Below are 18942 nucleotides of genomic sequence, written 5' to 3'. Positions count from 1 at the left end.
GGTCCGTCCCTCATCTTCTTCCGGCCCCTCTCCTTAGCTTGTCTTGCCGTTCCCGTCACGCCTTGTCGAGGGGGCGGGATCTTCCAGCAGAAACTCGGCCTGTTCGGCGTCATGATCCGGCCCTGACGTGGCAGCCGCAACCGTTGCCGCAGGTTTCGACGCGCGCGGCTTGGCCGGAGCGCGGCGTTTCTTGGGCTCGGGCTTCTTTTCGGGCGGCATCAGCACCAGTCCGATCGCGCCCAGAAAGATCGCGATATCGGCCACGTTGAAGCTGAACGGGTTCTGCCAGCCCGGCAGCGACATGTTCAGAAAATCCGCGACCGCGCCATACAGAAAGCGGTCGACGACATTGCCCAGGGCGCCGCCGATCAGCATGCCCGCCGAAAGCTGGGCAAAGCGGCGGGGCTTGGCGCGCCCGACCCAGATCGCCACCCACAGGCAGACGGCAAAGGCGATGGCGATCAGCACCCAGCGCGTGGTGTCCACATCGCTGGCGAACAGGCCGAAATTCATCCCCTGATTCCACGCCATGCGCAGGTTCAGCCACGGGTCCAGAACGTCGATTTCGCGCACGCGGTCCAGATCCAGCACATGCACGACCACATATTTCAGCGCCTGATCCAGCAGAAAGATGGCAGCCGCCATGCCGCCGACATTCTTCCACACGGACGGAGGCGGCGGCGCCTTGACGCGCCGCTTTGCCGGGGCCTTGCGGGCCTTGGGGGTCGCCGTGTCCGCCATCAGTGCCGGAAATGCCGCTGGCCGGTAAAGACCATCGCCAGACCCAGACGGTCGGCGGCCTCGATCACCTCGGCGTCCCGCATCGAGCCGCCGGGCTGGATCACCGCCTTGGCGCCGGCTTCGGCCAATGCCTCGATCCCGTCGGCAAAGGGGAAGAAGGCGTCAGAGGACACGGACGAGCCGATGGTCAGCGCCTGCGGCAGGCCCAGCACCTCGGCCATGTCTTCGGATTTGCGCTTGCCGATGCGGGTGCTGTCCACGCGGCTCATCTGGCCCGCGCCGATGCCGACGGTGGCCATGTCCTTGGCATAGACGATGGCGTTCGACTTGACGTGCTTGGCGACGGTCCATGCAAACAGCAGATCGTCCAGTTCCGCAGCGGTGGGCTGGCGCTGGGTCACGACCTTCAGATCGGCGCGCAGCACGCGGCCATTGTCGCGGCCCTGCACCAGAAAGCCGCCCGCCACCTGACGGAAGGCCAGCCCCGCCGCCGCCGGATCGGGCAGACCGCCGGTGGTCAGCAGGCGCAGGTTCTTCTTGGCGGCAAAGACGGCCTTCGCCTCATCGGTGGCGTCGGGGGCAATGACGACTTCGGTAAAGATCTCGCTGATGGCCTGCGCGGTTTCACCGTCCAGCGTGGTGTTCAGCGCGATGATGCCACCGAAAGCCGAGGTGCGGTCGCAATCGAAGGCGCGCCGGTAAGCATCGGCCGCGCTGTCGCCACGCGCCACGCCGCAGGGATTGGCGTGCTTGATGATGGCGACGGCAGGGCCCTCGGCGGGGTCGAACTCGGCCACCAGCTCGAACGCGGCATCGGTGTCGTTGATGTTGTTATAGGACAGCTCTTTGCCCTGCCATTGCCGGGCCGTGGCCACGCCCGGACGGTCCGAGCCGTCCTTGTAGAAGGCGGCCGACTGGTGCGGGTTTTCGCCATAGCGCAGCGGCTGGGCCAGAACGCCCGCAAAGGCGCGGCGGCGCGGCGTGGCGTCGCCGATGGCATCCGCCATCCAGGCCGAGACCGCCGCATCATAGGCAGCCGTCCGGGCATAGGCGATCTGCGCCTGACGCTGACGGAAGGCAAAGCTGGTGGTGTCGTCGCCTGCGTCCAGTTCCGCCAGCACGGCGGCATAGTCCTGAACGTCCACCACGACCGTCACGAAGGCATGGTTCTTCGAGGCCGCGCGGATCATCGCCGGGCCGCCGATGTCGATATTCTCGATGCAATCGTCATAGCCCGCGCCCTTGGCGACGGTTTCCTCGAACGGATACAGGTTGACGACCAGCAGGTCGATCATGTCGATGCCATGCGCGCTGGCGGCGGCCATGTGTTCGTCATTGTCGCGCAGCGCCAGCAGGCCACCATGCACGACCGGGTGCAGCGTCTTGACGCGGCCATCCATCATTTCGGGAAAGCCCGTGACCTCGGCCACGTCCTTGACGGTCAGCCCCGCCTCGCGCAGCGCCTTGGCGGTGCCGCCGGTCGACAGGATCTCGACGCCCCGAGCCGAAAGGGCGCGGGCGAAGTCCAGAAGGCCGGTCTTGTCGGAAACGGAAATCAGCGCGCGCTTCAGCGGAATGCGGTCGGTCATCGGTCTTGGGGCCCCGTGCGATGGATGGCAGATTTTGCCCCGTCACCTAACGCCGGATCGCGCGAAGGTCCAGCCGATCTGCACCGCGCGGCCCTGCAAACGTGCGCAAAGCACGATCTGGCGCGCCGGGCGCGGGTCAGCCAGCCCGCGATCCAAAAGGCAACTGGGTTCCAGCGACAGCTGCGCCACGCCGTCATGGGTGAACCGCCATTCCTCGCCGCCGTGCAGCGTCAGGCGGATTTCGTCACCCTGATGCGCGGCCTTCACATCGGGATGCAGGTGAAAGCGGATGTCGAATGCCAGCCCTTCGGCGGGGCGCAGATGGTCCAGCCGCGCCTGCGCGCTGGCATCCAGCGCCGCCAGCGAATCCTCGCCCTGAAGCGTGCCGCCATCGGGGGAAAGCCACAATTCGCGCAGTTGCGTCAGGCCGTGGCTGTCCAGCCAGCCGTCATGGCCCGCCAGCAGATGCGCGGGTTCGGGCGAATGGGCCGGGCCGCAATCGGGCGGCGTCAGATTGCCCAGGGCATCGCAATCGCCCGCCCAGACCAGCGCGGGACGCTCGGTCAGGATGTCCGGCTCTCCGGTGGCGCGATTGGCGTTCAGCCGCGACGAGGACAGCCCCTCAAGGCACAGCGCCGAATGGCTGGGGGTGGCGCGCGCGGCCTTGGACCACAGCGGGCCGAAGCCGTCGCCGGGGCCGCAATTCACGATCAGCGGCTGGCGCGCCACGGTGAATTCCATCCCAAGGGTCGAGGCATGGGCGCGGATCGCCGCAGGCCCGCCGGGCGGCGGTGCCGCGTCCAGAATCAGCGTCGAGCGTTGCCGCGCCATGCGCGCAAACCCCATCGCCAGCCCATGCGCGGGCAGGGCCGCGCCTTCGGCGGCGCGCAGGCAGCGATCCAGCCGTCCCGCCGCGCCGCGCCCGCCGCCATGGAAACAGGGCAGCCCGCCATCGGCATGGCGCAGCGCGCGCAGGATCGGCGCGATTTCGGCGATGATCGCCCGCAATTCGGGCGGCGAGGGCTGGCCTGCCTCATCGGCGGTTTCCTGCGCCCAGACCAGCAGGGCCATCGCCTCCAGCAGGGTTTCGGGCGCGCGGGATTCCGACAGGGTGGCCACGCCCATGGCATCGGCTTCCTCGGCCAGCGCGATCAGCGCGGGCTGCGCCACGGCCTGACGGTCGCGCAGCGACATCGCGCCGATGGCAAGGCCCGCCAGCGCCTCAAGGCGGGGCAGGCCGTCGGGCGTGTCGAACCATGTCGCGCGCAGATGGGTCAGATGCTGGTCAAGGGCGCGGAAGTAAGGCTCGGTCGCGTCGCGATCCAGCCCCGGCAGGATCATCCCCGCGTGAAAGATCCAGTGCAGCACGCGCCGCCCCGCGATGGCGGGCGCCCATTCCGGCGCGTCGCCATGCGGGATGCGATGCCGCCGCAGCCAGTGCAGGACGTGATGCTGGGCCACCGAACGCGCTTTGGGCGATCCGACCGCCGCCAGATCGTCCAGCCAGCCAAAGCCATGCAGTTCGGCCGCGATCGAAGCGGGCAGGTCATCCGCAAAGATATCGCCCGTCAGGATCAGACCGCCGATGGGCAATTCCCCTGCGACGATCTGTTCGCCTCGCCCCTGATGGCCGATGGCCTTGGGTTCGGGACGGCGCAAAAAGCCGCGAGGGCTGGGCGTTTCGTTCATGGGCGTCCGCAAATCGCTGGAAACGCCGCAAGCTTAGGACTCGGCAAGGCTTTTCCGCAAGCGTGCGATGAAAAAGCCGTCCATGCCGCCGCGTTCCGGCCACAGGTCCGGGCGCAACCGCAAGGCGCCGCGATCCGTCAGCCACTCCGGCTCGATGCCGGGGGCCTTGGCGGGTTCGACATGCAAGCCCGGATGACGGGCCAGCGCGGCCTCGAGCTGATCCTCGCCCTCGGCCGGCAGAAGCGAGCAGGTGGCAAAGACCAGCCGCCCGCCGGGCTTCAGCAGGGACAGCGCGTGGTCGATAAGTTTCGCTTGCAGATCAACCAGTTCCGCAATGGCCGCGCCGTCGCGGATCAGCGGCAGTTCCGGGTGGCGGCGCAGCGTGCCGGTGGCCGAACAGGGCGCGTCCAGCAGCACCGCGTCCAGCAAGGACTCGGGGCGATACTGCAAGGCATCGCCCGCGACCAGCGTGGCCGACAGCCCGCAGCGGTTCAGGTTTTCGGCCACACGCGCCAGCCGCGCCTGCGAAATATCGACCGCCGTGACCGTGGCCCCGGCGGCCGCCAGTTGCAGCGTCTTGCCGCCCGGTGCTGCACAGATATCGGCGATGCGCTCGTCCGGTTGCGGATCCAGCACGCGCACGGCCAGCGCGGCAGCGGCATCCTGCACCCACCAGTCGCCCGTCTCATAGCCCGGCAGCGCCGAGACCTGCGCCCCGGCATCCTGCCGGAATGATCCGGTCGGCAGCGCCTGACCCGGCGCGTCGCCCCGCTTTGGAGTCAGGTCCAGAGGCGCGCCCGCCTCATGCGCGGCCTCGATGGCGCGGGTCACGTCGCGGCCCCATGCATGCACGACGGGCTGACGCAGCCAGTGCGGCATCATCTGCGGCGGCAGTTTCGCCCAAGGCTCGGACGCGGCCGAGACCTTGCGCAGCACCGCATTCACCATGCCCGCTGCGGCCTGTCCCTTGCCGCCCATGCTGCGGCAGATGCGCACGGCGGCATCGACCGCGCCATGCGGCGCTTCGCCAAGGGCCAGCATCTCGACGGTGGCAAGGCGCAGGATGCGCTGCACATCGGGCCGGGGCTTGCGTTGCAGGAATGGCGCCAGCAGCGCATCGGCGCGCTGGGTGCGGCGCAGCACCTCCAGCGCCAGGCGGCGGGCACGGGCGCGGGCCGCAGGGGGAAGCGCATCGTTCAGCGCGCCCGCCTCATCCAGCGTCGCGCCATCCTCGACGGCGGCCAGCAGGCGCAGCGCGCCCAGCCTTGCCCCATCGCCACGTTCGCCACCACGTTCCCCGCCCCGATCATTGCCGCGCGTCTTGTCCAAATGCGTCCCCTTGCCTAGATTGGACCGATCTAGCGCGAAGCAGGGAAAATCGCCATGACCGACCGCAAGGATCTGCCCCCCGCCGCCCAAAGGGCACTGGCCGAGGCCGAGGAACGCCGCAAGGCCGCCAAGGCGCTGGACCTGCCGGTCGAGCTGGGCGGGCGCGACGGCCCGGAACCCGTGCGCTATGGCGATTACGAAAAGAAGGGCATCTGCGTCGATTTCTGACGCCCCGCTCACGCGGGCTGGCGAATCCGTGATCGCGCGGTTGACTGTCGTTTACCCACTGTTGGGATTTCCGGGCTAGAACAGGCCTGATACCCAACCGCAAGGATCGGCAGATGAAATTTGGTCGCGTGAATCCGGCCGCACTGGCCCTTTTGCTGATCGTCGGTCTGTCCGCCCCTGCCGTTGCGCAGCAACATGGGCAGGACGGCCCCCGGCAGGTCGGCATCATGGAAACCGCCGAACAGGACGTGCCCTACACCGTCACCCTGCCCGGCCGCGCCATCGCCTTTCAGCAGACCGGCATCCGCCCGCAGGTCGGCGGTGAGATCCTTGAGACGGTCTATGACCCCGCAACCCCGGTCAAGACCGGCGATGTGTTGTTCCGCATCGACCCCGAAACGCTGGCCGCAGCCCTTGCCGCCGCCGAGGCGCGGGTCGCCGGGGCCGAAGCCAGCCTGACGCAGGCGCAGAACACCGTGACCCGCTATCGCCGGCTGGAGGGCTCGGGCGTGTCCGCCGTCGACCGCGCCAATGCCGAGGTGGCGCTGAAACAGGCCGAAGCCGATCTGGCCGCCGCCCGCGCCGAACGCGACGCCGCGCAGCTTTCGCTGGACCGCACGCGCATCGTCAGCCCCATCGACGGCATGGCCGATGTGGCGCAGGTCTCGGTCGGGGATCTGGTCACGGCGGGCCAGTCGGATGTGCTGACGACCATCACCCAGCTTGACCCGATCTATGTCGATGTCAGCGAATCCTCGGCCCGGATCCTGCGCAACCGCGCGCAGGTCAGCGCCGGGCAACTGATCCAGAACGGCGCGGTGCAGACCCGGCTGACGCTGGAAACCGGCGAGCAGTATCAGGGCAATGGCCGCATGGTCAGCCCCGGCATCGCCGTGTCTCCGACGACCGGAACCGTGCCGATCCGCCTGCAATTCGACAATCCCGAAGGGCTGATCCTGCCCGGCCAGTTCCTGCGCGTGGAAATGACGCTGGGCACGACGCGGGCGGTTCTGGTGCCGCAGCGCGCCACGAAACGCTCTGCCAACGGCACGCTGACCGCCTTTGTCGTGCGGGACGGCAAGGCCCAGCAGATCACGCTGAGCGAACAGGGCACCTATCGCAACAACTGGGTCGTCACGCAGGGCATCAATCCCGGCGAACAACTGATCCTTGACGGGCTGGACGATCTGCGCGCCGGGGCCGAGGTCACGACCGTCCCGGTCCAGATCGACGATCAGGGCGTGGTGCGCGACGCCGCACCCGAAGCCGCCGCATCCGAAGGCGAACCCGCCGCCGAGGGCGGCAACTGATGGCACGGTTCTTTATCCACCGCCCGGTCTTTGCCTGGGTGCTGGCGATCCTCACCATGCTGATCGGGGCGTTTTCGCTGACCACGCTGCCGGTGTCGCAATATCCCGACATCGCGCCCACCACGATCCGCATTCAGGCCAATTACTCGGGTGCGACGGCGCAGGCGGTGCAGAATTCCGTGACCACCCCCATCGAGGACGCGCTGACCGGCCTTGAGGGGCTGCTTTACACGGTCTCGTCGGCCTCGACGGGGCGCAGCGTCATCACGCTGACCTTTGACGACAGCGTGGACCCGGTGGATGCGCTGAACGAGGTGCAGTCCAAGGTCCGCTCGGTCGAAAACCGCCTGCCCTCGCCGGTGCAGAACGATGGCGTGTCGGTCACGCGATCCTCATCCTCGATCCTGATGGTGGGCGCGCTGGTTTCGACCACGGGGCAGCATTCCACCATCGAACTGGGCAACCTGCTGGAGCAGGTCGTCGAAGGCCCGGTCAAGCGCACCGAGGGCGTGGGCGGCGTGAACGTCTTCGGCTCGGGCTATGCGATGCGGATCTGGATGGATCCCTTGCGGCTGGCGCAGTTCCAGCTGACGCCCACCGATATCACCAGCGCGGTCGAGAACCAGAACAGCACCGTCTCTGTCGGCGATCTGGGCAGTCAGCCGGTGGTCGCAGGCCAGCAGTTCACGGCCACGGTGACGGCGCAAAGCCAGCTGACCTCGGTCGATGATTTCCGCAATATCCTGCTGAAGACCGGTGATGACGGCGCCGCCGTGCGCCTTGGCGACGTGGCCGAGGTGCAGATCGGCCAGACCACCTATGGCCGCGATTCCCGCTTCAACGGGCTGAATGCCTCGGGCTTCGGGGTGAACCTTGCGACCGGCGCGAATGCGGTGGAAACGGCAGAAGGCGTGCGCACCACGCTGGAGAGCCTGAAGAACGCCCTGCCCGATGGGGTGGAAATCCACATCGCCTATGACACCGCGCCCTTTGTCGAACTGTCGATCAAGAAGGTCTATCACACGCTTTTGGAAGCCGTGGTGCTGGTCTTTCTGGTCATCCTGATCTTTTTGCAGAACTGGCGTGCCACGCTGATCCCGCTGATCGCCATTCCGGTCGTGCTGCTGGGCACGTTCGGGATGCTGGCGGCGCTGGGATATTCGATCAATACGCTGACGATGTTTGCCATGGTGCTGGCCATCGGGCTTCTGGTCGATGACGCCATCGTCGTCGTGGAAAACGTCGAGCGCGTCATGCATGAGGACGGGCTTGGCCCCGTCGAGGCGACCGAGAAATCCATGGGCCAGATCAGCGGCGCGCTGATCGGCATCGCGCTGGTTCTGTCGGCGGTGTTTCTGCCCATGGGGTTCATGCCCGGCTCGACCGGGGTGATCTACCGGCAGTTTTCGGTGACGATCATCACCGCGATGGTGCTGTCGCTGCTGGTCGCGCTGGTGCTGACGCCCGCGATGTGCGCCAGCATGCTGCGCCCCAGCCACGGCCCGGTGCGCTTTGCGCCCGCGCGGCTGTTCAATCGCTGGTTCGACCGCATGACGCAGGGCTATTCAGCGACGGTGCGGCGCACGCTGCGCCGGCCGTTTCTGGTGCTGCTTGTGCTGGCGGGGATCAGCTGGGGCGCGGCGGATCTGTTCGGCCGCATGACCACCACCTTCATTCCGACCGAGGATCAGGGCGTGCTGCAATCGCGCATCACCCTGACCGAAGGCTCGACCGCGCAGCAGACCGCGGCCGTCGTGCAGGAAATCGAGGAATACATGCTGAACGACGAAAAGGCCGCCGTGGAATCGGTCTTTGTCGCGATGGGCTTTGGCTATGGCGGAACGGCGCAGAACCGGGCGCAGATCTTTGTGAAGCTGCGCGATTTCGACCAGCGCAGCGATGCCGAATTGTCGGCGCGGGCGGTGGCGCAGCGCGCCAACAGGCATTTCTCGGATCATCGGGCGGGGCGGATCTTCTTCATGCAGCCCCCGGCGATCCCGCGGCTGGGCAACAGTTCCGGCTTTACCATGTATATCATGGATCAGTCGGCGGGCGGCATGCAGGCGCTGGCCGAGGCCGCCGATCAGCTTGAACTGACCGCCAGCGATGACGCACGCGTGCAGAACGTCGAAAACGGCAATTCCGAGGACGAGGCCGCGCTGCGCATCGACATCGACCAGCAGAAGGCGGAAAGCTTCGGCGTCTCGGTGCCTGCGGTCAATTCGATGCTGTCGACGATCTTTGCCGGGACCGAGGTGAACGACTTTGCCCTTGGTGCGCAATTGCGCCCGGTCATCGTGCAGGGGCAGGCCCAGAACCGGATGCAGCCCGAGGATGTGGACCGCTGGTATGCCCGCAATTCCGGCGATGAGATGGTGCCCTTCAGCGCCTTCATGACCACCCGCTGGGAGCCGGTCGAGCCGCAATTGTCCCGCATCGACGGCATCGACGCCATCGAGTTCGAGGGCGAACCCGCGCCCGGCCAAAGCTCGGGGCAGGCCATGGACGCGATGGAGGAGATGGTGGCCAATCTGCCCGGCGGCTATCAGATCGCGTGGACCGAACTGTCGTATCAGGAACGGCAGGCGGGCAATCAGGCGCCGCTGCTGTTCGCCCTGTCGGCGCTGGTGGTGTTTCTGTCGCTGGCGGCGCTTTACGAAAGCTGGTCGATCCCGTTTTCGGTCATGCTGGCCGTGCCGGTGGGCGTGCTGGGTGCGGTCATCGCCTCGCTGACCTTCGGGCAGTCGAATGATGTCTATTTCAAGGTGGGGATCCTGACGACCATCGGGCTCGCCGCCAAGAACGCCATCCTGATCGTCGAATTCGCCCGCGAATTGCAGCAAAAGGGCCGCAGCACGGTCGAGGCCGCCGTCGAGGCCGCGCGGCTGCGGCTGCGTCCGATCCTGATGACCTCGCTGGCCTTCATCCTTGGCGTGCTGCCTCTGGCCATCGCCAAGGGGGCCGGGGCGGGGGCGCAGAATTCGATCGGGATCGGGGTGATGGGCGGAATGATCGCCGCGACCTTCCTTGGCATCTTCATGGTTCCGGGCTTCTACGTTACGGTCCTGAACATGACGGAACGGCTGTCGAGGAAAAGATGAACATCCAACCCAGACTGACCTCACTGGCGCATGGTGGCGGCTGCGGCTGCAAGCTGGCGCCCTCGGTGCTGCGCGACTTGCTGGCGGATCAGCCCATGGCGCAGGCCTTTCCGCAGCTGCTTGTGGGGACCGAGACCTCGGACGATGCGGCGGTCTATCAAGTCGATGACCAGACCTGCGTGATCGCCACGACGGATTTCTTCATGCCGATGGTGGACGATCCGCGGGATTTCGGCCGCATCGCCGCGACGAACGCGATTTCGGACATCTATGCCATGGGCGGACGCCCGATCATGGCGCTGGCGATCCTGGGCATGCCCATCGACAAGCTGCCCGCTGCGCAGATCCGCGAGATACTGGCCGGTGGGCGCGAGATCTGCGCCGAGGCGGGCATTCCCGTGGCGGGCGGCCATTCCATCGACGCGCCCGAGCCGATCTATGGGCTGGCGGTGATCGGGCTGTGCCATCCGCAGGAGTTGCGCCGCAATGCCGATGCGCGGGCGGGCGACGCGCTGATCCTGACCAAGGGGCTGGGCGTCGGCATCTATTCCGCCGCCATCAAGAAGGGCGCGCTGGACAGCGCTGGTCTGGCCGAGATGGTGGCATCGGCCACCACGTTGAACCGGGTCGGCATGGATCTGGCGAAACGCGCTGACGTGCATGCCATCACCGACGTGACCGGCTTCGGGATTCTGGGTCACGGGCTGGAGATCGCGCGCGGATCGGGCCTTGGGCTGCGGCTGCGCCTTGCCGACCTGCCCCTGCTGGGGCAGGCGGCGGAACTGGCGCGGGCCGGGTTCTTTACCGGCGCATCGACCCGCAACTGGGCCGCCTACGGCCATGAGGTGCGCGTGCAGGGTGACATGCCCGACTGGCAGCGTGCGCTGCTGACCGATCCGCAGACCTCGGGCGGGCTGCTGATCGCTTGCGCGCCGGATGCCGCCGATGAGGTTCTGGGCCAGATCCGTGCGGCGGGCTTTCCCTTGGCTGCAATCATCGGTCAGGCCGAGGATGGCGCGGGCATCGCCGTCGAATAGCGCGGCTTTGTGGGTATTTGGAAAACAAGGATGGCCTGAGGGGGAACCCCTGATCCGGCCTTGCGTTGGGCTGGCGCCTTGTTCAGGAGCCCTGCCCATGATGTATCGCGCCATTTTGCCGCTTTGTGCCGCGTTGATGCTGGGTGCTCTGCCCGTATCGGCGCAGGATGCGCCCAAGGCCGAGGCCACCAAGGCTGACACCCTGAAATCGCCCGAATGTCAGCAACTGGCCGAGCCTGCGACCAAGGATGTTGCTGGAGCCGATGCCACCGCGCCGTCGAATTCCGGCTCGACCGGGTGGAGCGGCGGCACGGGCGGGTCGCATATCGGCACCAACCCCTCGGGCGGAAGTCAGCACACCAATACATGGCAGCCGCCGACCGCGCGTGGTCTGGATCTGCGTGGCCAGCCCGAACCCGCGCCAGCCACCTGCTGAAGATCAGATCGTCACGCCGCCATCGACCAGCATCGCCTGACCGGTGACGAAGCGGCTGTCATCCGAGAGCAGATAGACCACCATCGGGGCGATGTCCTCGACCGTGGCAAGCCGTCCCATGGGTTGGCGCGCGATGAAGTCCTTTTCCGCCTGAACGGGATCGGCCGCCGATGCGATGCGGCCGCGCAGGCTGGGCGTGTCGACCGTACCGGGGCAGAGCGCATTGCAGCGCACGCCCTGTTTGACGAAATCCGCGGCCACGCCCTTGGTCAGCCCGATGACGGCGGCCTTGCTGGCGCCATAGGTCGTGCGGTTCGGAAAGCCCTTGAGCGAGCTGGCCATCGACGCCATGTTCACGATAGAGACCGAGCCCGACTGCTGCGCGCGGCTGAGCATTCCGGGCAAAAACGCGCGGATCATCCGCATCATCGCCGTCACGTTCAGATCGAAGGCAAAGGCCCAGTCGGCATCGTCGATGTCAAGCACGGTGCCGCCATGCACCACACCCGCGCAGTTGAAGATGCCGTCCAGATCCCCCAGATCGGCCGCAAGCCGGGCAATCGCATCGGCATCGGTCACGTCCAGAAGCTCGGTGCGCATGCCGTCCAGCCCGTCCAGCAATTCGGCGCGAAGATCCGTCGCGATCACCTGCGCGCCTTCGGCGGCACAGGCCAGCGCGGTGGCGCGACCGATGCCCTGCCCTGCTGCCGTGATCAGAATGCGCTTCCCGTCCAGACGACCCTGCCCTGCCATGATGCTCCCCTCCTGCAAGATTTCGGCGGCAGGTTTGCCCGGCCCTGACAGGTTTGCAATGGCTTATTGCGGGGTCGCGGCCAAAACCGGCAGAACGCCTTTTTTCAGGATGACATTGCCATAGGGCCGGGTGTCGATGGTCTGAAGGATCGCAAAGCTGGAGCGCGTCAGGTCGTAAAAGCCGAAGCGGTCCACGGATTGCAGATCAGATCCGGCCTTTTCGATCAGCGGGATGATCTCGGCCACGGGTTCGGGGACCAGTTCGGGATTGTCGACCACCTGCATCGTCGTCGCCGCCGCAGGCACGAACGTATCCAGCGGCATGAGGCTGGTCACCAGCTGCACCGCCCCCTGCAGCCTTGCGCCGATCTGCAGCACCTGCTTGCAGGGCAGATGCCGGGCCAGTGCCGCCGCCGGGAAATTCCGGTCGACGATCGCCAGATCGTCGCCATGCCCCATCTGGGCAAGTACATAAAGCAGTTCCGGCGAAATGCGCGGATCGATTCCTCTGAGCATGGCCCACCTCGGTTCTTGTCCCCCTTGCCGGGGGTTTTGCGTCTTGCGCCAAGAAAGGCCCAGTTCGTCGCGGCGTCAATGGCCGAGGCGGTCATATCATTTCCAGCGGGCGGGCATGGTCGGGCGGCGCGAACAGCCGGTCAAGCTCATCCACGACCGATGGGGTCAGGCCCAGTTCGACCGCGCGCAGGTTGGCGGTCACATGTTCGGGATCGGCGGCTTTCGGGATCGCGATCATGTCCGAGCGGTTCAGCACCCATGCCAAGGCAAGCTGCGCCGCGGTAAGGCCAAGCTGCGCCCCCATGCGCGCCAGCCCCGGATGCCCCGCCAGCCGGCCCTGTTCGACCGGGCTATAGGCCATGGCGGGAATGCCGCGCTGCGCCATCCATGGCAGCAGATCCCATTCCGGGCCGCGCCGGGTCAGGTTGTAAAGGATCTGGTTCACCGCGCAGCGCCAGCCGCCCGCCTCGATCAGTTCGGCCATGTCGGCGGTGTCGAAATTGCTGACGCCCCAATGCCTGATATGGCCGGAATCGCGCAGCTTTTCCATCGCCGCCACGGTTTCGGCCAAGGGCACATCGCCGCGCCAATGCAGCAGGTAAAGGTCGATCCGGTCGGTCCCCAGACGCTTCAGGCTGCGCGCGCAGGCCAAGGGCAGCTGGGATGCCGAGCCGTGCCAGGGATAGGCCTTGCTGACCAGAAAGACCTGATCGCGCCGCCCCGAGATCGCCTCGGCCACCAGCAGTTCGGCCTCGCCTTCGGCATACATCTCGGCGGTGTCGATCAGCGTCATGCCAAGGTCCAGCCCCCGGCGCAGGGCCGCGATTTCGTCGCGTCGGCGGGCCGGTTTCTCGGCCATCATCCATGTCCCCTGCCCCAGCGTCGGAACCGTTTCACCATCGGGAAGTTTGATGCGTGGGATCATGCTTTCATCCTTGCTGCGGCCCGCCATCCGGCCGGGCGGATGCCGGCCTGTCACCAAAGTTAATGATGCCCACCAAGTGACCTCATGAGAAAGAGCGACCGAACATGCAGCGTCTTGAATGCCCCGTCTGCGGACAACGTGTCTATTTTCACAACACCGTATGCGCCTGCGGCGCACCTTTGGTATTCGACCCCGAAGCAGGCCGGTTCGCCGCCAACGTCACGCCGTGTTCCAACCTGACGGATCTTGGTTGCAACTGGATGGCCGAGACGAACGGCCTGTGCCGGTCCTGCGCGATGACCGAGACCATCCCCGATCTGTCGGTCGAGGGCAACCAGAAGCTTCTGGCCGACAGTGAGGCCGCGAAGCGCTGGGTGCTGGCCAATCTGGCGCGCTGGGGCTGGTTCACCAATGCCGACAGTGGCCCGCGCCCGATCTTCAAGATGCTGTCCGAGCATGTGGCGCAGGATGAGGTCCATGTCACAATGGGCCATGCCGATGGCGTCATCACCATCAACGTGGTCGAGGCCGACGATGCCACCCGCGTCATGCGCAAGGAGCAGCTGGGTGAGCTGTACCGCTCGATGGTGGGGCATATGCGGCACGAGATCTCGCATTTCCTGTTCGAGCGGCTGTCGCCCCTGCCGGGTTTCCTGCCGCAGTTCCGCGAATTGTTCGGCGATGAGCGCGCCGATTACGGCGACGCGCTGAAGCAGCATTACGCGCATCCCAAGGATCCGGGACAGGATTACATCACCGAATACGCCACCATGCACCCGCATGAGGACTGGGCCGAAACTTCGGCGCATGTGCTGCACCTGACCGACATGACCGACAGCCTGATGGCGACCGGGCTGACGGGGCCGGACATTCCGGCACCCGGTTATGACGCCTATGCCGATCAGGACGGCGAACATCTTCTGACCGTCGCCATCGCCGTGGCGCTGGCGGTGAATGAAATCAACCGGGCGCTGGACAATCCCGATGTCTATCCCTTCGTGCTGACCGACATGACGCGGCGCAAACTGCGCTTTGCGCATGAATGGCTGTCGCGCGGCGGCCTGATGGTGCCCGAGCAGCAACAGCCTCAGGCCGACACGGCCCCGCCGCAGATGGCGCAATAGCCCCGAAGGGCGGCCCGGCTTGACCTTGGCCGGGCCGCAACGCAGCATGGCCGCAAAAATGGACATGCCATGACGATCTATGACAAGCTGGAACTGGATCCCGACCGCCCGCATCTGGCGCGGCGGCTGGGCATCCGCCTGATCTCGGCCGAGCCGGATGAGGTGCAGGCCGAAATGCCCGCCACCGCCGAACTTTCCAATGTGAACGGCGTGCTGCATGGCGGGGCCATCATGGCCTTTGCCGACACGCTGGGCGGCATCGGCACGATGGTGAATCTTGGCAAGGGCGAGGCCACGACCACCATCGAAAGCAAGACGAATTTCCTGCGCCCGGTGCGAATCGGCGACGTGGCGACCGGGCGCAGCATTCCGCTGCACAAGGGCCGCAAGACCCAGATCTGGCAGACCACGATCACGCGCGGCGACGGCAAGACCGCCGCCATTGTCACGCAGACCCAGATGGTGATGGAGTGGCAGGCGCCTGCGACCGGCGCCTGACGCATTCGCGGGGATCGCAGCCTATTCCGGGTTGCCGAGGGTCAGTTGCACAGGCGGCAGACCTTCGACCCCGCCTTCCAGCACATCGCCGGGGCCGACGGCGCTGACACCTGCCGGGGTGCCGGTCATGATCAGATCGCCCGGTTGCAGGTGATAGTATTGCGACAGGTCCGCGATCAGTTCCTCGACCGTCCAGACCATGTCGGACAGCGGGGCCTCCTGCCGCTGCTCGCCATTGACCGTCAGGCTGATGCGCCGGTCGCCCAAGGGGCCTGAGGCGGCAACAAGGGGCGACAGAACGGCGGAGCCTTCAAAATTCTTGCTGAGGTCCCATGGGCGCTGCTTGGCCTTGGCCTTGGCCTGAATGTCACGCCGCGTCATGTCCAGCCCAGAGCCATAGCCCCAGACCAGCGACAGCGCGTCCGCCTTGGCCACTCGGAAGCCGGGCGCGCCGATGGCCACCACCATCTCGATTTCGTGATGCAGGTCCTGCGTGCCGGGCGGATAGGGCAGCACATCGCCGCTTTGCGCCACGGCCTGCGCCGATTTGATGAAATAGAACGGCGCTTCGCGGTCCACTTCGCTGCCCATCTCGGCGGCATGGGCGGCGTAATTGCGGCCCACGCAGAAGATGCGGTTGACGGGAAAGCGCGTGTCGCGGTCAAGGACCGGCAGGCTGGCAGGCGGCGGCGGGGGGAATGTGAAATCGCTCATGGCCGGGATTCTGTCATGACCGCAGGCGCGCGGCAATTCCCATGCCACGTTGCCCGCCCGGATTTTTCGTGGCAATAGGACGTGAAAGCAACCGAAAGCAGGGTTCGCAGAATGACCGATTTCGCCCAGCGTCGCACCATGATGGTCGATACCCAGGTCCGCCCCAATGACGTGACCAGCTACCCCGTCATCGACGCGATGCTGGCCATCGCGCGCGAACAATTCGTGCCCGACGCCCGCCGCGACACCGCCTATGCCGGCGACGACATCGCCATTGCCCGCGACCGCGTGCTGCTGGAGCCGCGCAACCTGGGCAAGATGCTTGAGGCGCTGGAGCTGCAATCCTCGGATCTGGTGCTGACGGTCGGCGCGGGCTACGGCTATACCGCCGCCGTCATCTCGTGCATCGCCGAAGCCGTCGTCGCGGTCGAGCAAGACGCGGCCATGGCCGCCGAAGCCCAGACCCGGCTGGCTGCGCAGGACATCTTCAATGTCGTGGTCGTCGAGGGCGCGATGGCCGAGGGCTGCAAAAGTCAGGCCCCCTATGATGCCATGCTGATCGAAGGCGCGATCGAGGCCATGCCCGACGCGCTGGCCGATCAGCTGCGCGACGGCGGCCGCGTCATCGCCATCTTCCGCGAGGGCAATCTTGGCATCGCCAAGATCGGCCGCAAGGTCGATGGCCGCATCAACTGGCGCTTCGTCTTCAATGCCAATGCGCCGGTGCTGCCGGGCTTCACCAAGGCTCGCGGTTTCGCGCTGTAACGATAACGCAAGGGGACAGGCCATGCTGCGCAAGACGCTGAAGAACCTGCAAGGGCCGCTTCTGGCGGCGTTGCTGGCCGGAGGCGCGGCCCTGCCCGCCCATGCCGAAACGCTGGCCGATACGCTGGTTGCGGCCTATCGCCATTCGGCGCTGCTGGAACAGAACCGCGCCGTGCTGCGGGCCGCCGACGAAGACGCCGCCTCGGCTATCGCGGCCTTGCGGCCCGTGCTGCAATGGGTGGCGGGCTATACCTATCAGAATGTCGAGGGCATCGACGGCTATTCGGCCAGCATCGGTCTGCAGGCGCAGATGACGCTGTACGATTGGGGCCGCAACGCCATCGCCATCGACATCGCCAAGGAAAGCGTTCTGGCGACCCGTGCCGCGCTGGTCGGGGTGGAACAGGACGTGCTGCTGGGCGCGGTCCAGTCCTATCTGAACGTGCGGTCGGCGATGGAGCAGGTCGATCTGCAGGAAAACTCGGTCCGGGTGATCGGGCAGGAACAACGCGCCGCCACTGACCGTTTCGAGGTCGGTGAGATCACCCAGACCGACGTGGCGCAGGCCGATGCGGCACTGGCCGAGGCCCGCGCCAATCTGGCCACCGCCGAGGGCGATTTGCAGATCGCCCGCGAAAGCTTCCGCACCGCGACCGGCAAGCCGCCGGTGAACCTGTCGCCGCCGCCGCCGACGCCGAAACTGCCCGCCACGCTGGTCGCCGCGCGCGATATCGGCCGCAACACGCATCCGCTGATCCAGCAGGCCCGCCGCGAAGCTGCCGCCGCCGAACTGGGCGTGGCCGCCGCCGCAGCCGAGCGCAACCCGACGCTGACCGGCACCGCAGGCATCTCGCGTGAGCGCAGCCGCTCGGTCAACGGGTTCGGCCAGACGTCGACGGTCGAAGGCGGCTCGATCGGGGTGGACCTGTCCCAGACGATCTATTCCGGCGGTCGTTTGCCATCCGCGCATCGCAAAGCCATGGCGCAGCGCGATTCGGCGCGGTCGGCGCTGCTGAACACCTCGCGGCAGGTCGATGAGGCCGTGGGCAATGCCTGGGCGGGAATCGATGTGGCCCGCGCCCAGATCGGCGCCATCGACGAACAGATCGCCGCCGCGCAGCAGGCCTATAACGGCGTGCGCGAGGAAGCGACGCTGGGCGCGCGCACCACATTGGACGTGCTGGATGCCGAACAATCGCTGCTGGAGGCCCGCGCGAACAAAATTACGGCGGAAGCCAATCTGCAATTAGCACATTATCAACTTCTCTCGGCTATGGGTCTGTTGACGGTAGAAAACCTGAAACTGGGGATCCCGACCTATGACCCATCGGCCTATTACAATGCAGTGCAAGACGCCCCCTTCACCAGCAGACAAGGCGAAAGCCTTGACCGCGTGCTGCGCGCCATCGGCAAGGACTGACCGCGCCCCCATCGTGCAGGTGCATCATGCAGCCTGACATGATGCGCCCGGACCCCGGCGCTTCCGACGGCGTGGTCAGCGATGTGCTGGCCTCGATCCGCCGCCTGATCGCACAGGACGAAAAGGGCCGGCAACTGCCTGGTCGCCCTGTCCGCGACATCCCCCCCCTGACCAGCGGTCCCAAGCCTGATGCGCCCTTGGTGCTGGGTCAGTCCGATCTGGTGCCGGTGCAGCCGCATTTGCAACTTGTCCCCGATGCCCCGACCCGCACGAATACCTGCCAGACCGACGCGCTTGCTGCATCCTCGATGACGTGGCAGCCCACGATGATCGCCGACTGGCCCGCAGCGATGCCGAACCTGACCTCGATGGCCGATCTGGTGCGGGCGACGGTGGCCGCATCGCCGGTGATCGACGCCCCCGAGCCGGTCCTGACCGCCGAGGAAGAGGCCGAGTTCGCCGAAGCCGAGGCCGCCTTGGCACGGATGATCGCGACACGGCCCGATCTGCCTATCATGGCCGCAACCGCAATGACCGCCTTGCCCGCACCCGCACAGCACAACGCGGACCCGTTCATCGGCCCGGTCGCGCCCAAGGCCCAAGCGAAAAGCATCTCCAGCCAGCCCAAGGCCACCATCGCCGCTGAGGTCGCTGAGGTCGCTGAGGTCGCTGAGGTCGCTGAGGTCGCTGAGGTCGCTGAGGTCGCTGAGGTCGCTGAGGTCGCTGAGGTCGCTGAGGTCGCTGAGGTCGCTGAGGTCGCTGAGGTC

18 protein-coding genes are annotated in these 18942 nt (G+C 66.6%); 10 read left to right on the top strand and 8 right to left on the bottom strand.

The features are described 5' to 3' along the window. Positions 1–33: 33 nt before the first annotated feature. The 4 genes from lspA to GL284_RS13710 are packed head-to-tail and all read right to left on the bottom strand — an operon-like array spanning position 34 to position 5348. Entirely contained in the window at positions 34–741 is a 708-nt protein-coding gene (lspA, locus tag GL284_RS13725) for a signal peptidase II (RefSeq protein ID WP_155045203.1), read from the bottom strand. After that, positions 741–2330: a bifunctional phosphoribosylaminoimidazolecarboxamide formyltransferase/IMP cyclohydrolase gene (purH, locus tag GL284_RS13720; RefSeq protein ID WP_155045202.1), complete on the bottom strand. Its 1590-nt coding sequence runs from the start codon at positions 2328–2330 to the stop codon at positions 741–743. Before purH ends, lspA begins: the two co-directional genes overlap by 1 nt. Positions 2331–2372: 42 nt before the next feature. Then, positions 2373–4019, bottom strand: a complete 1647-nt coding sequence (locus tag GL284_RS13715; RefSeq protein ID WP_155045201.1) for a heparinase II/III family protein — start codon at positions 4017–4019, stop codon at positions 2373–2375. A 33-nt stretch (positions 4020–4052) separates the two neighbouring features. After that, positions 4053–5348, bottom strand: coding sequence for an RsmB/NOP family class I SAM-dependent RNA methyltransferase (locus tag GL284_RS13710; protein ID WP_155045200.1), 1296 nt, complete (start codon positions 5346–5348; stop codon positions 4053–4055). Positions 5349–5402: 54 nt separating this feature from the next. Between GL284_RS13710 and GL284_RS13705 the strand changes: the two genes are divergently transcribed. The 5 genes from GL284_RS13705 (at position 5403) to GL284_RS13685 (ending at position 11460) form a co-directional block, all read left to right on the top strand. Then, positions 5403–5576 (top strand): DUF1674 domain-containing protein, encoded by a 174-nt coding sequence (locus GL284_RS13705; protein ID WP_155045199.1) that lies wholly within the window; start codon positions 5403–5405, stop codon positions 5574–5576. Between the two features lie 113 nt (positions 5577–5689). After that, positions 5690–6886, top strand: a complete 1197-nt coding sequence (locus tag GL284_RS13700) for an efflux RND transporter periplasmic adaptor subunit (RefSeq protein WP_155045198.1) — start codon at positions 5690–5692, stop codon at positions 6884–6886. Further along, positions 6886–9987 (top strand): efflux RND transporter permease subunit, encoded by a 3102-nt coding sequence (locus GL284_RS13695; protein ID WP_155045197.1) that lies wholly within the window; start codon positions 6886–6888, stop codon positions 9985–9987. The genes GL284_RS13700 and GL284_RS13695 overlap by 1 nt, the downstream gene beginning before the upstream one ends. Next, a complete protein-coding gene (gene selD, locus GL284_RS13690) occupies positions 9984–11024 on the top strand; it encodes a selenide, water dikinase SelD (protein WP_155045196.1) in 1041 nt (346 codons plus the stop codon). The genes GL284_RS13695 and selD overlap by 4 nt, the downstream gene beginning before the upstream one ends. Positions 11025–11121: 97 nt before the next feature. Further along, entirely contained in the window at positions 11122–11460 is a 339-nt protein-coding gene (locus GL284_RS13685; RefSeq protein WP_230383066.1) for a hypothetical protein, read from the top strand. 3 nt (positions 11461–11463) lie between these two features. Here GL284_RS13685 and GL284_RS13680 read toward each other — a convergent pair whose 3' ends face one another. The 3 genes from GL284_RS13680 to GL284_RS13670 form a co-directional block, all read right to left on the bottom strand. Further along, positions 11464–12213, bottom strand: a complete 750-nt coding sequence (locus tag GL284_RS13680) for an SDR family oxidoreductase (RefSeq protein WP_155045195.1) — start codon at positions 12211–12213, stop codon at positions 11464–11466. Positions 12214–12276: 63 nt separating this feature from the next. Then, on the bottom strand, positions 12277–12729 hold the full coding sequence (locus GL284_RS13675; protein WP_155045194.1) for an RbsD/FucU family protein: 453 nt from the start codon (positions 12727–12729) through the stop codon (positions 12277–12279). A gap of 91 nt (positions 12730–12820) precedes the next feature. Next, positions 12821–13654 (bottom strand): aldo/keto reductase, encoded by an 834-nt coding sequence (locus tag GL284_RS13670; protein ID WP_155045193.1) that lies wholly within the window; start codon positions 13652–13654, stop codon positions 12821–12823. Positions 13655–13758: 104 nt separating this feature from the next. On the opposite strand from GL284_RS13670, the gene GL284_RS13665 reads away from it, so the two are divergent. Together GL284_RS13665 and GL284_RS13660 are read left to right on the top strand one after the other, a co-directional pair. Then, positions 13759–14778 (top strand): zinc-binding metallopeptidase family protein, encoded by a 1020-nt coding sequence (locus tag GL284_RS13665; RefSeq protein WP_155045192.1) that lies wholly within the window; start codon positions 13759–13761, stop codon positions 14776–14778. Between the two features lie 69 nt (positions 14779–14847). Beyond that, on the top strand, positions 14848–15276 hold the full coding sequence (locus tag GL284_RS13660) for a PaaI family thioesterase (protein WP_155045191.1): 429 nt from the start codon (positions 14848–14850) through the stop codon (positions 15274–15276). A gap of 21 nt (positions 15277–15297) precedes the next feature. Here the strand turns inward: GL284_RS13660 and GL284_RS13655 are convergent, their stop codons facing one another. Then, on the bottom strand, positions 15298–15990 hold the full coding sequence (locus tag GL284_RS13655) for a fumarylacetoacetate hydrolase family protein (protein ID WP_155045190.1): 693 nt from the start codon (positions 15988–15990) through the stop codon (positions 15298–15300). A 111-nt stretch (positions 15991–16101) separates the two neighbouring features. Between GL284_RS13655 and GL284_RS13650 the strand changes: the two genes are divergently transcribed. The 3 genes from GL284_RS13650 to GL284_RS21335 form a co-directional block, all read left to right on the top strand. Further along, complete coding sequence (locus tag GL284_RS13650; RefSeq protein WP_155045189.1) at positions 16102–16755, top strand: protein-L-isoaspartate O-methyltransferase family protein; 654 nt, start codon at positions 16102–16104, stop codon at positions 16753–16755. A 22-nt stretch (positions 16756–16777) separates the two neighbouring features. Beyond that, the gene (locus tag GL284_RS13645; protein WP_155045188.1) at positions 16778–18175 is read left to right on the top strand and encodes a TolC family outer membrane protein; all 1398 of its coding nucleotides are present in this window, start codon (positions 16778–16780) and stop codon (positions 18173–18175) included. A 26-nt stretch (positions 18176–18201) separates the two neighbouring features. After that, a partial coding sequence (locus GL284_RS21335) for a hypothetical protein (protein WP_196217075.1) occupies positions 18202–18942 on the top strand: 741 nt, incomplete at its 3' end.

Origin of the sequence: Paracoccus shanxieyensis (assembly GCF_009711265.1) — a bacterium.
Classification (GTDB): Bacteria; Pseudomonadota; Alphaproteobacteria; order Rhodobacterales; family Rhodobacteraceae; genus Paracoccus; species Paracoccus shanxieyensis.
The sequence above is the reverse complement of the archived record's forward strand: the minus strand, read 5'-3'. Positions and strand labels throughout refer to the sequence as shown.